General features: G+C 53.7%; 11 protein-coding genes. 8 read left to right on the plus strand and 3 right to left on the minus strand.

Annotated elements, in window-relative coordinates; genetic code table 11:
- The first annotated feature begins 34 nt into the window (after window positions 1-34).
- The 3 genes from AC5TBW_RS09730 to AC5TBW_RS09740 are packed head-to-tail and all read left to right on the plus strand — an operon-like array spanning window position 35 to window position 3,769.
- Window positions 35-1,108, plus strand: coding sequence for a microcin C ABC transporter permease YejB (locus tag AC5TBW_RS09730; RefSeq protein ID WP_495511862.1), 1,074 nt, complete (start codon window positions 35-37; stop codon window positions 1,106-1,108).
- A 2-nt stretch (window positions 1,109-1,110) separates the two neighbouring features.
- Window positions 1,111-2,187 carry an ABC transporter permease gene (locus AC5TBW_RS09735; RefSeq protein WP_495511863.1) on the plus strand — a complete coding sequence of 359 codons (1,077 nt, stop codon included), beginning with the start codon at window positions 1,111-1,113 and terminating at the stop codon, window positions 2,185-2,187.
- Window positions 2,180-3,769 (plus strand): ABC transporter ATP-binding protein, encoded by a 1,590-nt coding sequence (locus AC5TBW_RS09740; protein WP_495511864.1) that lies wholly within the window; start codon window positions 2,180-2,182, stop codon window positions 3,767-3,769. Before AC5TBW_RS09735 ends, AC5TBW_RS09740 begins: the two co-directional genes overlap by 8 nt.
- A gap of 189 nt (window positions 3,770-3,958) precedes the next feature.
- On the opposite strand, the gene AC5TBW_RS09745 is transcribed toward AC5TBW_RS09740, so the two are convergent.
- A complete protein-coding gene (locus AC5TBW_RS09745) occupies window positions 3,959-4,663 on the minus strand; it encodes a pseudouridine synthase (RefSeq protein WP_495511941.1) in 705 nt (234 codons plus the stop codon).
- Between the two features lie 2 nt (window positions 4,664-4,665).
- Window positions 4,666-5,478, minus strand: a complete 813-nt coding sequence (locus AC5TBW_RS09750; RefSeq protein ID WP_495511865.1) for an amidohydrolase — start codon at window positions 5,476-5,478, stop codon at window positions 4,666-4,668.
- Between the two features lie 72 nt (window positions 5,479-5,550).
- Here AC5TBW_RS09750 and rarD point away from each other — a divergent pair, with 72 nt between their 5' ends.
- Window positions 5,551-6,459 carry an EamA family transporter RarD gene (rarD, locus tag AC5TBW_RS09755; protein ID WP_495511866.1) on the plus strand — a complete coding sequence of 303 codons (909 nt, stop codon included), beginning with the start codon at window positions 5,551-5,553 and terminating at the stop codon, window positions 6,457-6,459.
- On the opposite strand, the gene AC5TBW_RS09760 is transcribed toward rarD, so the two are convergent.
- A complete protein-coding gene (locus AC5TBW_RS09760; protein WP_495511867.1) occupies window positions 6,430-8,097 on the minus strand; it encodes a methyl-accepting chemotaxis protein in 1,668 nt (555 codons plus the stop codon). The genes rarD and AC5TBW_RS09760 overlap by 30 nt on opposite strands.
- A 247-nt stretch (window positions 8,098-8,344) precedes the next feature.
- On the opposite strand from AC5TBW_RS09760, the gene AC5TBW_RS09765 reads away from it, so the two are divergent.
- From AC5TBW_RS09765 to AC5TBW_RS09780, 4 genes are all read left to right on the plus strand, one after another.
- Entirely contained in the window at window positions 8,345-10,045 is a 1,701-nt protein-coding gene (locus AC5TBW_RS09765; protein ID WP_495511868.1) for a SulP family inorganic anion transporter, read from the plus strand.
- Between the two features lie 223 nt (window positions 10,046-10,268).
- A complete protein-coding gene (locus AC5TBW_RS09770) occupies window positions 10,269-11,429 on the plus strand; it encodes a TAXI family TRAP transporter solute-binding subunit (RefSeq protein WP_495511869.1) in 1,161 nt (386 codons plus the stop codon).
- A 50-nt stretch (window positions 11,430-11,479) separates the two neighbouring features.
- A complete protein-coding gene (locus tag AC5TBW_RS09775) occupies window positions 11,480-13,486 on the plus strand; it encodes a TRAP transporter permease (RefSeq protein WP_495511870.1) in 2,007 nt (668 codons plus the stop codon).
- Window positions 13,487-13,506: 20 nt separating this feature from the next.
- Window positions 13,507-14,652: a TAXI family TRAP transporter solute-binding subunit gene (locus tag AC5TBW_RS09780; RefSeq protein ID WP_495511871.1), complete on the plus strand. Its 1,146-nt coding sequence runs from the start codon at window positions 13,507-13,509 to the stop codon at window positions 14,650-14,652.
- Window positions 14,653-14,668 lie beyond the last annotated feature (16 nt).

Genomic DNA, 14,668 nt, shown 5'->3' on the forward strand with positions numbered 1-14,668 from the left:
AACGGCTTAATCTAAAAGAACCATGGAGTGCTCTGTGGCACGCTATACCCTACGCCGATTGCTGCTAATGATTCCGACTCTTTTCGGCATCATGCTACTTAATTTCATGATTGTTCAGGCGGCCCCAGGTGGGCCTATTGACCAAATGTTGGCACGCTTCGAAGGCGCAGATGCCATGGCCAGCACCCGATTGGATATGGGCGGTGCCGATGTGCGCGTAAGCGATGATTCCCGAGGTGCCAGGGGCATTGATCCACGCTTTATCGAGCAACTCGAGCAGCAGTTTGGTTTTGACAAGCCAGCCCACGAACGCTTTATCGGCATGATGGCGGACTATCTCACTCTGGATTTTGGCACTAGCTTTTTCCGAGACCGACCGGTGACCGAGCTCATGATTGAGCGCCTACCGGTTTCCATATCACTGGGACTTTGGACCACCCTGCTAGTCTATTTAATCTCGATTCCCCTGGGTATCAAAAAGGCCCTGCGCCACGGCTCACGGTTCGATGTCTGGTCTTCGGGTTTGGTAATTGTTGGCTACGCCATTCCTGGTTTTTTGTTTGCGATTTTGCTGATCGTGCTATTTGCCGGGGGGACCTATTGGGATCTGTTTCCTTTACGCGGCTTGACCTCGCCTGACTTCGATCAGCTTTCAACATGGGGAAAGGTTAAAGACTACTTTTGGCATATTACGCTACCGGTCATCGCCGCCGCGATTGGCAGCTTTGCTACGCTCACCATGCTGACCAAAAACAGCTTTCTCGATGAAATCCATAAACAGTATGTGATTACCGCCCGGGCTAAAGGCGCCGATGAACGCCGCGTACTCTATGGCCACGTATTTCGTAATGCCATGCTGATCATTATTGCGGGCCTGCCTGCCGCCATGATTGGGATTTTCTTTACCGGCGCACTGTTAATAGAAGTCATTTTCTCCCTGGACGGATTGGGTTTGCTTGGCTTTGAGGCGGTGATGCAACGGGATTATCCAGTGATTTTCGGCACCCTGTTCCTGTATACCGTGATTGGCTTAATCCTCAAGCTGGTATCTGATTTGACCTACGTGTGGGTAGACCCGCGTATCGATTTTTCGACCCGGGAGTCATGATAATGGCGTCATTTGCACTCCGTTTATCACCAATTACCCAGCGTAGATTGGCAGCTTTTAAAGCTAATCGTCGCGCCCGTATATCGCTCTGGCTATTTGCCACGCTGTTTATCATTAGCCTGTTTGCCGAGCTAATCGCCAACGACAAGCCGATCATTATGCAGTACGACGGCCAATGGTATGTACCAATGCTAGTGGACTACCCAGAAACCCAATTTGACGGCTTTCTTCCTACGCGTACCGATTACTTAGACCCGTTTATCCAACAGCAAATTAGTGATCATGGTTGGGCTCTCTGGCCAGCGATCCCCTACTCCTACCAAACCCTCGATATGAATATGACTCGCCCTTCCCCAGCACCACCGGATCGACGTCACTGGCTTGGCACGGATGATCAAGGGCGTGATGTATTGGCCCGGGTCATTTATGGTTTCCGACTCTCTGTTGCGTTTGCTCTTGTGCTAACCGCAGGGTCGTTGATCATTGGCGTTGTCATAGGCGGTGTGCAGGGTTATTTTGGCGGCAAAGTGGATTTGATCGGTCAGCGAATTACTGAAATCTGGTCAGGATTGCCGGTTCTGTTCCTGCTCATTATTTTAGCCAGCTTTGTTCAACCAGGGTTCTGGTGGTTGCTGGGCATCATGCTGCTCTTCTCATGGCTGGGCTTGGTGGATATCGTGCGTGCCGAGTTCCTACGCGCGCGCAACTTGGAGTATGTGCGTGCGGCCAAAGCGATGGGCTTGCCGTCACGGTTAATCATGTGGCGACACGTGCTGCCCAATGCCATGGTCGCCACGCTGACGTTTATTCCATTTCTCTTTACCGGCGCCATTGGCACACTCACTGCGCTGGACTTTCTCGGTTTTGGGCTACCCCCGGGCGCTCCCTCCCTGGGTGAGCTGGCAGCCCAGGGCAAAAACAATCTGCACGCACCTTGGCTGGGCATCACGGCTTTTATGACGCTGGCAATCATGCTGTCGCTACTGGTCTTTATTGGCGAAGGGCTACGCGATGCCTTTGACCCTCGTCACGTACAGCAGCGCCAAATCGGCACAGCTCAGGAGGTCACCCATGCCTAACCCACTTCTGCGCATTGAAAACCTCAATATCGCCTTTGGGGAGACCCCGGTTGTGCACGCCCTTTCGCTGACTATCAATGCGGGTGAAACGCTGGCGATTGTCGGTGAGTCGGGGTCGGGCAAATCAGTCTCGGCACTGGGCATGGTCAATTTGCTACCGAGTAATGCTTCTATCCAGGGCGAACGATGGCTGGGAGATACCAACCTTGCTAGCTTAACGGAAGCGCAGTGGAACGGCGTGCGCGGGAATCGTGTTGGCTTTATCTTCCAGGAACCGATGACCTCGCTGAACCCATTACATCGCGTTGGTAAGCAGATTGGTGAGACACTTCGCTTGCATCAGGGCCTGCGCGGCCACGCGGCGCGTAAGCGCAGCAAAGAGCTGTTGGAACAAGTGAAACTGCCGCGTGCCGATGAGTTACTGGAGGCTTGGCCCCATCAGCTTTCAGGAGGTCAGCGTCAGCGGGTGATGATTGCCATGGCAATTGCCAACAATCCCTCACTGCTCATTGCCGATGAACCCACCACAGCGCTGGACGTCACCGTACAGCAAGAGATTCTCGCCTTGCTGCGTGAGCTCCGCGATCACCATGGCATGGGCATGCTGTTTATCAGCCATGACTTAAATCTGGTGCGACGTCATGCAGATCGCATTTGCGTGATGTACCAGGGGGACATCCAAGAAATCGGCCCGGTAGAGCAAGTCTTTCAGCAACCGCAAAGCGATTACACTAAAGCGCTACTCGCTGCTGAGCCGGAAGGTAGACCCCAGGCCATAGTAAAAGCCCCGCCGCTGCTCACGGCTCGTCAGTTAAGTGTTAGCTTTAAACGGCCGAAAACGGGGCTATTCAAGCGCCAGCCCCCACCCTTTGTGGCGGTTCAACCTACCGATTTTTATATCCAACCGGGTGAGACCCTGGGCATTGTGGGTGAGTCCGGCTCGGGTAAAACCACGCTGGCATCCGCTGTCATGCGACTGGTGAGCAGCCAAGGTGACATCACTTTAGGTAGTGATCAGTTAAGCAGCCTAACCGGTGACGATTTGCGCCGCCAACGCCACCGTTTGCAGATAGTGTTTCAAGACCCCTATGGCGCGCTTTCACCGCGTATGCCGGTGTTTGATATCGTGAGCGAGGGATTGCGCTTTCATTACCCCCACCTTACAGATGAGGAAGTCACCCAGCGGGTTAATCAAACACTGCATGAAGTGGGCTTACCCAAGAGCTGCGCCGCGCGCTACCCCCATGAATTCTCCGGCGGTCAGCGCCAAAGGATTGCCGTAGCCCGAGCGATTATCTTGGAGCCGGAACTACTGGTGCTTGATGAACCCACCTCTGCGTTAGATCGCACGGTGCAGAAGCAGCTAGTGACGCTACTGCGTGATCTACAGGCCCGCCACCAACTGAGCTATCTGTTTATTAGCCACGATTTAGCCGTTATTCGCGCAATGGCGCACCGCATTATGGTGCTCAAAGATGGCGAAGTGGTCGAACAAGGCCCCTGCCTGGAAGTGCTTTCAGCACCTCAGCACGCTTATACCCAAGCGCTGATTGCCGCCGCGCATCTGGCCTCTTACAACTGACTAGGTAAAGGCTGACGATGCAATTGCAACCGTGCTGGTGGATGGCCGCTTTAACTGACGACGTTTCTATCTGATTAGCACCATAATGAGAATTGCCGAGGCAAGCCTGCAAGATAACGGTATAAAGATTTTGCCAAAAATAAAGCCGCTTCCAATGCGTGAAGCGGCAAATAGGGTGTAAAGCAGAATTCAGAAAAGCGCGATTTCTTCGGCGGTTAACTCCCGCCATTCGCCAGGAGCCAAACTTTCATCCAGAGCCAAATCCCCAATGGAACTACGGTGCAGTGAGTTCACATGGTTACCCAAGGCAGCAAACATGCGCTTCACCTGGTGATAGCGCCCTTCGGTAATCGTCAACTCAGCTTGAGTTGGCGATAGAAACCTTAGGGTGGCTGGCTGAGTCAGCGTCTCCTCGCCATCCAGCATAATGCCCTCCGCTACTTGGCCAATCGCCCACTCTGCCGCCGCCCCTTCCATGGGTTCAGCTAGCTCAGCGATATACACTTTGGCGCAGCGATGGCGAGGCGAGGTAACCCGATGCGACCAATGACCATCGTCAGTTAATAGCAGCAGTCCCGTAGTATCCACATCTAACCGCCCTACCGGCTGAAGGCGCTCGGCTTTGGGCACATCGATTAGATCGATCGCCCGTGGGTAAAGACCACGACGGGCGTTGCACTCAACGTCAACAGGCTTGTGCAGCATAATATAACGAACGCCTACCAGCGCTAGCCGTTCGCCATTTAACACCACGACATCATTATCGGTATCGATTTGAGTCGCCGACTGTTTAATTGGCTCACCGTTTAAGGTGACTTCACCATTTTTGAGCGCCCGTTTTGCAAGGCTGCGAGTCAGCGGCGAAGTTTCACTCAAAAAGCGATCAAGGCGCATCATTAACCCACTCCTGGCAGCAGCTTAAAATGGTCGGCATCTTGCCAGGCAGGGAATTTTTCACGAAAAGCATCAAGGGCAGTTTTATCCAGCTTGCCCGTCTCTATAAACGGGGTATGGGCAGGTTTATCAATTAACGCTTCGCCTTTGAAGTCGACCAATAAGGAGTCGCCGCTATAGGCAAGCCCTTTGGCATCCTCTCCAACGCGATTAACGCCAATCACATAGCTTAGGTTCTCTACCGCGCGGGCCTGTAGCAGCGTACGCCAGGGGTGACGACGCGGTGCTGGCCAATTGGCGATACACAGCAGCGCATCATACTCGAAATGCTCACCTTCTGCTGGCTGCTGGCGCATCCACACCGGAAAACGCAGGTCATAGCAAACGCTTAACAGCAGCTTAAAGCCATTGAGCTCCACCACTTTGCGCTCACTACCCATCCCGTAACGTTCGTGCTCACCGGCCATACGAAACAAGTGGCGCTTATCGTAATGGGTTAACTCTCCCTGCGGCGTCGCCCAAATCAATCGGTTATAAAATTCACCGTTCTCTTCGATCGCCACACTGCCGGTCATCACGCAGTTACGGGCCTTCGCCTGGGCCTGCAGCCAAGCAACGCTCTGGCTCTCTGCCATCGGCTGAGCCATTTCGCGGGAATTCATTGTGAAGCCAGTGGCAAACATTTCAGGCAATACAATAAGGTCCGTATCACGGCTATCCAGTTCGCCGAGTAACTGCTCAAGATGAGCGTGGTTGGCCTGAGGGTCTTCCCAACGCAAATCGCACTGCACTAGCGTGTTCCTAAGTTGACTCACTTAACACCTCCAATTCGTCAGTCTCAAGGCAACGTTTATGCTAGATTAGCATCTTTAAATAATGAGGCTGCTATGCTTCCTACTCCAACACGCGACCCTGACGCAGTCAAAGGCGTTATGTTTGGGCTAACCGCCTACACGATGTGGGGCTGTTTTCCGCTATTTTTTGCCTTGTTTGACGGTGTTCCCGCTTTTGAAATATTGATTCACCGTATTATTTGGGCATGCCTGTTTTTGGTCGGCCTGATCACTATACTGCGCCGCTGGCCACCGGTGGTCGCGGCACTTGGTGAACCTAGGCGGTTGGGGCGGGTGTTGGCCTGCGCCCTGCTGATTGCCTTTAACTGGGGCATCTATATCTATGCAGTGGAGTCCAAACAGGTATTACAGGCGAGCCTGGGCTACTTCTTAACACCGCTAGTAAACGTCGCGCTCGGCATGCTGGTGCTGCGGGAAGTGATGGCTAAATTGCAGCTGGTGGCGCTGGGCTTGGCCAGTATCGCGATTGCTACGCAGTTCGTAATGCTTGGCGAGCTGCCCTGGATTAGTCTGCTATTGGCGTTAAGCTTCGGCAGTTACGGCTTGTTTCGCAAGCAGGTACCGCTGGACGGTTTATCAGGGCTGTTTGTGGAAACCCTGCTGCTATTCCCCCTCGCCCTGATCGCACTGACCTGGTTAAGCTGGAACGGCACATCACACTTTATGCAGAATACCTCAACGACGAGCCTATTGATCGCCAGCGGTGCATTGACGGCGCTACCGTTAATGGCATTTGCAGGCGCGGCTCGTCGATTGCGATTAGCGACCCTGGGGTTTTTGATGTACATCAACCCCAGCATTCAATTCCTGATCGCGTTAACCGTATTCGGCGAGCCTCTGGGCATTATCCAATTGGCGACCTTTGTGCTTATTTGGATCGGGCTCGCGCTCTACTCTTGGTCGGCGTGGCAATCACGCACGCGCTACGCGACGGCTAGTTAATGCCGGTGGAGGAGGTGAGCCAGCCCCTGAGCTTGTTTCAAGCAACGGCGTGGATGCTGTATCACGTTCAGGTTGATAACCCACCCGGAAGCCGCCCCAGTGTTTACCCTGCACATATACCGGCACCGAGAGATCATGCATGATCTCTCCGGTATCGCGCTTGTAAGTTTGTAGCAGTAATGGTTTTTCATGGGCACCACAGCGGCTACCAGTAGGGTCATCAAAAATTCGTTTGCTGCGGCAAAACTTCAAGTCGTGCGCGTACTCGCCGGTGGGTTCTCGGCTGACCGCTTGATTATGGGTCGGCACATAGCCTTTACGGTCACAGGCAATCGCGTAGCTCAAGCCCAATTGCGTCAGCAGTGGCTCCTGCAAGCTAGGCAAATGCTTGTCGGTAAAGGTATCAAAACCGGTTTTATACAGTGGCGGCTGGGTGCCGGGAATTTGTTCGTAATGGGGCTGAAACAGTTTGGTTTCTGAAAGCTCGCCGCTGGCAATCGCCTTTTCAAGCAGCTTGCCTAATTTGTCAGCGGTTAATCGTGCAGCATGATAAACCTGCTGGTGGCGTCCTTCTAAATGCTGTTGCGCCAGTTCTCCATCGACGCCTTCTGCGGCTTCCATCAATGCACGGGCCTGTTCTGCCAAGTCGTGCATATTGCGGTTGCCTTCGTCGACATCATCTTCTAACTGACGCAGGCTGTCGGCGACGGTTTGGCTATGCTGACGGGTATTCTCCATCGCATCGGCGACACGGGTAATTTCGCTCTGCACCTGATCAAATTCTTGCGTCATAGTACTGAGGCTATTGCCCACTACCTGCAGGCCTTTTGATCGCTCGCTGATACGAGCCATTAAATCCCCAATGGTGTCGACCACGGTTTGCCCACTCGCATGCATATCCTTGACGAGCTCATCAACACTCTGTGTAGCGGTGGAGGTCTTCAGTGCTAAATTGCGTACTTCACCAGCCACGACGGCAAACCCTCTGCCGTGCTCACCGGCGCGCGCCGCTTCAATAGAGGCATTAAGCGATAGCAAATGGGTCTGTTCGGCAATATCCTCAATCATCGAGGTGACGCTGCGCACTCGCTCAATTTTGTCGTTCAACGCGGTGAGCATTCCCAGCGCTTGATGGGAGCGCTCGGCAACATCGCTCATATCCTGAATGATATCGTCTAGTTCTGCATGGTTATGATGACTGGCTTCCCGAGCGCTCTCGGCTAACGCCGCTACTTGGCTGGCGCTGGCACTGACCTGCATAATAGCGGCGTTAATGGCGGTCATGCTGGATGAAGCCTCTCGGGCCATGGTTTCTTGCTGGGTGAGGCGCTGATCCATCAGATCGGCATAGTGCGAGACTTCTGCCGAGGCAATTGCGGTACTACTAGCCCGGTTCATTAACCGGTAGGCCATAGCGCGTAGAGAACGATAATCGCGCAACGATTTAAAACCACGCTGTCGCTGCTCCAGACGACGCTGATCTGCACGATAAACACCCTCCAGCGCAATGAGCAAACTAGCCCCACCTCCTAAGGCAGCGAACAGTAGCCCCGCGTAAATCAACAGCCCGCCTTGAGCGGCAAGGCCCAACGACATTGCCAACAGCAGCAGTGGAACCAGCAATAGCAGCACACGCATAAGTCATACTCTTTTTATTGACGTTATTGAGTAATTAACACCATGGAGAAAGTAGCTTAACTCCACTTTGCAGCTAATCTTAGCGGGTTACGCTAATGAAAGAAGTAGCACTTTGGGGGAAGAGGCCGAACACTCAAGCCTCCTTTCCAGCATCAGGTTAGTGAAGAGCAAATGAATATAAGCACTGCAACTAAATGAAATATCCCTTACCCTTTCTCTTCTACACTACCCAAAACACCTGGACCCCATGCTAAAGCGCTATTTGCCCATTTTGACGTGGCTGCCCCACTATCATAAACGCCTGCTGGGGGCCGACCTTTTGGCGGGATTGATCGTCACAGTGATGGTCATTCCTCAGTCACTTGCCTATGCGCTGTTGGCGGGGCTACCTGCCGTAGTTGGTCTGTACGCCAGTATTTTGCCGCAATTGGTCTACACCCTGTTTGGTACCAGCAAAACACTGGCGGTCGGGCCAGTGGCTATCATCGCGCTGATGACCGGCGCGGCTCTCTCGTCGGTAGCACCAACGGGGACCGACATCTATTTACAGGCTGCGCTAATACTGTCGCTGCTCTCAGGGGGAATGTTGGTGGTAATGGGCCTGCTTAAAATGGGCTTTTTCAGCAACTTCCTAAGTCACCCGGTGATCTCCGGCTTCTTAACGGCATCGGGCATTTTGATCGCGGCTAGCCAACTTGGCAGCTTGCTGGGGATTGAAAGCAGCGGTTTCACTCTCGTGGAGCGCCTGGTCACACTAGTACCCAATTTACCTACCTACCACTTACCCACCTTACTGATTGGCGGCGGAACCCTTCTATTTTTGATTGTTCTGCGACGCCACGGCAAAGCCACCCTGCACAAATTAGGCTTACCCCTCTCTTTAGCGGACTTGATTGCAAAAGCCGGTCCGGTATTCGCAGTGGTCATTACCACCTTAATCACCTGGCACTGGCAATTAGCTGAGACTGGTGTAACCGTAGTGGGTAGCATTCCAAGTGGCTTACCCACTTTGAGTTTTCCTTGGGGAGACTACTCGCTATGGCGGGCTCTATTGATTCCTGCGTTACTGATTAGCCTAGTAGGCTTTGTGGAATCGGTTTCCATGGGTCAAATGCTCGCCGCTAAACGGCGCCAGCGCATTTCACCAAACCAAGAGTTAGTGGGTCTGGGGGCCAGCAATCTTGCCGCTGGTTTTTCAAGTGGCATGCCCGTGACTGGTGGCCTTTCTCGCACGGTGATTAACTACGATGCAGGCGCACAAACCCCCGCTGCCGGTGCCTTTGCGGCATTGGGTATTGCGCTGGTCACTATGTTATTTACCGGTTGGCTCTATTATCTACCCATTGCAACGCTAGCGGCGACGATTACCGTTTCCATCTTAACGCTCGTGGATATCCCCATGTTGCGCCAAACCTGGCGCTACTCTCGGAGCGATTTTGCCGCGATGGCGGTGACTATCGTGCTCACACTATGTGAAGGCGTTGAAGCGGGCATTATCGGCGGTGTCACCCTTTCAATAGCGCTATTTCTTTACCGTACCAGCCGTCCTCACAGCGCCTTGGTAGGTCGCGTTCCCGGTACTGAACACTTTAGAAACACTACCCGCCACGATGTGGAAACAGTCAATAACGTGGCGCTGCTACGCATAGATGAAAGCCTCTATTTTGCGAATGCCCGCTATTTGGAAGACACCGTATATAACCTCGTCGCCAGCCATCCTGAGCTTGAGCACGTGGTGCTGATCTGCTCAGCGGTTAATCTAATCGATGCCTCGGCACTTGAGAGCCTGGATGCGATCAACGCACGCTTGAAAGACTCCGATGTGAAGCTGCATTTATCTGAAGTCAAAGGCCCCGTGATGGACCAGCTAAAAAAGAGTGACTTCCTGGAGGCGCTAACGGGGCGGGTATTTCTGAGTACTTACGCGGCTTGGCGAGAATTTTCCTAATGCATTAATTGAGCTATCTCTTTGAAAAGCCAGGCCATTGCCTGGCTTTTTTGTGTCTATCCATTACCAACAAACGTTGCTGAAGACAACGGCATTGACAGCTACCCAGCGGCTTCTCTACTATCATCCGACCACTTAGCAAAATACAATACCGCATAGCAAAACATAAAGTAACGGAACGTAACCACCACTGTCATCACAACCACAATAAAGGAGCATCTAAATGCGCCCATTAACATACCGCCTACTCGTTGCCGCCCTACCTCTCTCACTCCTCGGCGCTTCGATCAGCCATGCAAGTGAAGTTGAACTACCTAACACCATGGCCTGGACCGCCTATGGCACCAACTCTAGTGGCTACGCCCAAGCCGTCGCCATTGGCAATATGCTGCAAAATAAGTACAACTCATCGGTACGTATACTGCCAGGTGATAACGACGTATCGCGTATGACCCCCCTTAAGCAGGGCCGCGTTGATCTTTGCGCCTGCGGCATCGCCAGCTACTACGGTGCGGAAGGTGTAATGATGTTTGCTGACCGTGACTGGGGCCCTCAGCCGCTGCGCGTCATTACCACGTCGACTGCCTCTTTTGGCCTATCCCTTGCGGTCGCGGGCGACTTGGACGTTGAAACACCTGCCGACTTGGCGGGCAAGCGCATTGCCTATATCCGCGGTGACGATGCGCTTAATAAAGGCACCGAGGCGTATCTCGCTTTTGGAGGTCTTACCTGGGACGACGTAGAACGGGTTGATTACCCCGGCTACGGGCGTTCTTTTGACGGCATTATCGCTGGTGATGTAGACGCCTCGTTCACTACCACGGTGACGCCGCCTGCCCAGCAGCTTGCCAGCAGCCCACGTGGCATCAGCTGGCCAGTGCTGGACCCGGAAGATGAAGCAGGCTGGGAGCGTATGGCCGCCGTTGCACCTTACTTCCGCCCCCATGAAGTCACTGCCGGCGCAGGCGGCATTAGTGCCGACAATCCTGTGCCCAGCGCCAGCTACCCTTACCCCATCGTGGTTGCCAACCAGGATTTGGAAGACAACGTCGCATATGGCCTGATCAAAGCAATGCAGGAAAATTTTGACGACTATAAAGACAACGCTCCAGGAGCGCTTGGCTATGCCTTTGAGCAGCAGGATCTTCAGTGGGTAGTGCCGTTTCACGATGCTGTAGTGGAGTACTACAAAGAGATTGATGTGTGGACTGATGAAATGCAGGCACATCAAGACAAGCTCGTTGAGCGTCAGAACGTGCTGCTAAGTGCTTGGGAAAGTTTTATGCAAGACGCGCCCAGTGATAATGAAGCATTTACTGCCGACTGGATGGAAGCCCGCGCCACCGCACTGAACGATGCCGGCTTCGAACCGATCTTCGAGTAAGACTCCACGGGGCGGCGTTCGCCGCCCCTTGCTGATTGACGGATGTCCCAATGACCACAGATACCTCGCCTGCGAACACTCAGCAGGTTAAAGAAAAAATCAGCCAAATTCGTCAGCTTCCCACCGCGTTGCGCTGGGTACCAGGCACGGTCACCGTGGTCTTGATGCTGATGACCCTGGATTACCTGTTTAATATTGGCTGGCTTACTTTTGTGACTGGCCTGGAAACACAGTTCTACTATGCGGTCGTCGCACTTTTACTACCGCTTGTTTTTTTGCTCTGGCCCATGCGAAGTAGCCAGCAAGAGCAGCCTATCCCGTGGTACGACTATTTACTCAGTGCCACTACGCTTATCATCGGTGGCTACTTTGTTTATAACGCCGTACCGATTCTTGAACGTGGTTGGGCATTTGCTGCCCCGGATATGGCCATTTATGCCAGCTACGCTTTCTGGCTATTAATTATTGAAGCGTCGCGCCGGGCGGGTGGTTTGCCGATTGCGATTATTGCCGGGGTGTTCTCACTCTACCCGCTGGTGGCCGATATCGTCCCCGGCCCTATTCAAGCGTTTCCTTCAACTCTTGAAGAAACGGCCATGTATCACACCATGAGCACCGAAAGCATCATGGGTGTGCCGCTGCAGGCTTTTGCAGGTCTGGTGATAGGCTTTTTAGTCTTTGGTGTGGTGCTGCAAAAAAGCGGCGGGGGTAAATTCTTTATTAATTTAGCCTTTGCCCTATTGGGTCATGTGCGCGGTGGTCCTGCTAAAGTCTCGATCTTCTCAAGTGGCCTAATGGGCTCTATGAGCGGCAGCGTAATCAGCAACGTGCTGACCACTGGCGTACTATCCATTCCAGCCATGCGTCGAATCGGTATGAGCCGCTCCTTTGCAGGTGGTGTTGAAGCCTGCGCGTCAACCGGCGGTGTATTAATGCCGCCAGTGATGGGGGCCACCGCCTTTGTGATGGCAATGTTTTTGGATGTTCCCTACGCCACCATTGCGCTAGCGGCAGTGATTCCTTCCATTCTTTATTTCCTGGGTCTGTTTATACAGATTGACGCTTACGCGGCGCGCAATGACATCAAAGGCTTGCCTGTCGATGAGCTACCTTCAATTAAGCAAACCCTGAAAGAGGGCTGGTACTTTGTTTTCGTCTTCGCGCTACTGGTATGGATGCTGTTGATTATGCAGCGCGAAGCCGTAGCGCCCTTTTACGCCACTGCACTGTTACTGGTACTCAACCAGCTCTCTAAGCACAACCGCTGGGGCTGGAAAGATGTGGCCGATACGCTTTCATCAGCGGCAAAACTGTTCGCCGAGCTTATCGCGATTTTGGCAGGCGTGGGCATGTTGGTCGGCGCGCTCTCTATGACCGGCCTTTCCGGCACCATCGCCAACGACTTTATCAACATCGCTGGCGGTAGTGTGCCGCTATTGCTGCTGATGGGCGCCGTGACCAGCTTCGTACTGGGTATTGGTATGACCGTGACCGCCGCCTACATCTTCCTGGCGGTGGCTCTGGCACCTGCTTTGATCCAGGGCGGCGGACTGGATCCCATGGCGGTGCATATGTTCATCCTTTACTGGGGCATGCTGAGTTTCATTACTCCACCGGTTGCACTTGGTGCCTTTGCCGCCGCGACCGTGGCCGGTGCCCGCCCAATGGCCACCGGGCTGCAGGCGATGCGGCTAGGTAGCGTGATCTACTTTATTCCCTTCCTGTTCGTGCTTAACCCAGCGCTGATTATGCAAGGTGAGCCGCTCATCATCGTGGCTGTGTTTATCCAGGCAGTGATTGGCATCATCCTGTTCGCCTCCGCCATGCAGGGCTACCTGATGGGCGTTGGGCGGCTTGGCTACGGCGCACTGCAGGAGATCATTATTCGCGCCCTGGTATTAATCGCGGGTCTACTACTGGCGCTACCCGGCGGCGGAATGGTACCGCTTAGCCAGTGGGAGCTAATCAGCCTCGCTGTTGCTGCGCTTGTGCCCGCCGTATTGATGGCGCGTTTAAGCCAGCGCCACCATCAGCGCTCGCTGACTGCCAACGCTTAACCTAAACGTCGAGAAAACTTATGAGCACAAAAACAATACTCGCCCTCGGACTAAGCAGCTTGGCTGCAGGATTACTCATCACGAGCCACGCTAACGCCATGCCTAGTACGCTGAACTGGACGGCTTACGGCACGGGCACCAGTGGCAATGCGCAAATCATGGCGATTAGCCAACTGTTGCAGGAAGAGCATGGTACTCAGTCCAGAGTTATTCCTGGTGAAAATGACACCATGCGCATGACACCCCTGAAAACCGGTCGTGTAGATTTATGCGCATGCGGTATCGCCAGTTACTACGGTTCAGAAGGCGTGATGATGTTTGCACGGCCCGATTGGGGCCCGCAGCCTATTCGCGTTATCAGTACGTCGATTGCTAGCTTTGGCTTGGGCATGGCGGTTGCCGGTGACGTGGAAATCGAGTCAATAGCTGATCTTGAAGGTAAGCGGCTAGCGTACTTGCGCGGCGATGACGCGCTAAATAAAGCTGCGGAGGCGTATCTCGCCTTCGCCGGATTAACCTGGGACGACGTTGAGCGAGTCGACTTTCCGGGTTACAACGCCGCCTTCGATGGCATCATCAGCGGACGAGCTGATGCCGCTATCACCACGACCGTCACCCCAGCGGCACAGCGCCTTGCTGCAAGTCCACGTGGCCTTCAGTGGCCTGAACTACCCACTGAAGATGAAGCGGGCTGGGCGCGCATACTTGAAGTTGCGCCCTACTTTCAGCCTCACGACGTGACCTCGGGAGCAGGTATAGACGCCGATCAGCCACTGGCCAGCGCCAGCTACCCGTATCCCATTATGGTCAGCAATGCCGACCTTGCTCCTGAAACCGTTCAAGGTCTGATCACCACGCTGGTCGAATCATTTGACGACTATAAAGACAATGCGCCAGGCGCCAGCGGTTATGCGCTGGAAAACCAGAATATGACCTGGGTGGTGCCTTTCCACGATGCGGTTGTTGATTACTATCGCGACACTGGGGTTTGGACAGATGAAATGGAAGCGCATCAAAACTCGCTGGTCGAGCGCCAGACGCTACTGATGGATGCCTGGGAACACTACAAGGCGGATGCCCCTGAAGATGAAGAGGCGTTTATTTCCGGCTGGATGGCAGAACGTAGAGAAGCCTTGGACAACGCTGGATTCAAACCAGTCTTCTAACATTTATCAGCCTTAA

This window comes from Vreelandella sp. ssv (genome assembly GCF_059448525.1).

Excerpts from the sequence above, each read along its gene's own strand:
- AC5TBW_RS09735 (WP_495511863.1), top strand. The coding sequence starts at position 1,111 with ATGGCGTCATTTGCACTCCGTTTATCACCAATTACCCAGCGTAGATTG.
- AC5TBW_RS09740 (WP_495511864.1), top strand. The coding sequence starts at position 2,180 with ATGCCTAACCCACTTCTGCGCATTGAAAACCTCAATATCGCCTTTGGG.
- AC5TBW_RS09745 (WP_495511941.1), bottom strand. The coding sequence starts at position 4,663 with ATGCGCCTTGATCGCTTTTTGAGTGAAACTTCGCCGCTGACTCGCAGC.
- rarD (WP_495511866.1), top strand. The coding sequence starts at position 5,551 with ATGCTTCCTACTCCAACACGCGACCCTGACGCAGTCAAAGGCGTTATG.
- AC5TBW_RS09760 (WP_495511867.1), bottom strand. The coding sequence starts at position 8,097 with ATGCGTGTGCTGCTATTGCTGGTTCCACTGCTGCTGTTGGCAATGTCG.
- AC5TBW_RS09765 (WP_495511868.1), top strand. The coding sequence starts at position 8,345 with ATGCTAAAGCGCTATTTGCCCATTTTGACGTGGCTGCCCCACTATCAT.
- AC5TBW_RS09770 (WP_495511869.1), top strand. The coding sequence starts at position 10,269 with ATGCGCCCATTAACATACCGCCTACTCGTTGCCGCCCTACCTCTCTCA.
- AC5TBW_RS09775 (WP_495511870.1), top strand. The coding sequence starts at position 11,480 with ATGACCACAGATACCTCGCCTGCGAACACTCAGCAGGTTAAAGAAAAA.
- AC5TBW_RS09780 (WP_495511871.1), top strand. The coding sequence starts at position 13,507 with ATGAGCACAAAAACAATACTCGCCCTCGGACTAAGCAGCTTGGCTGCA.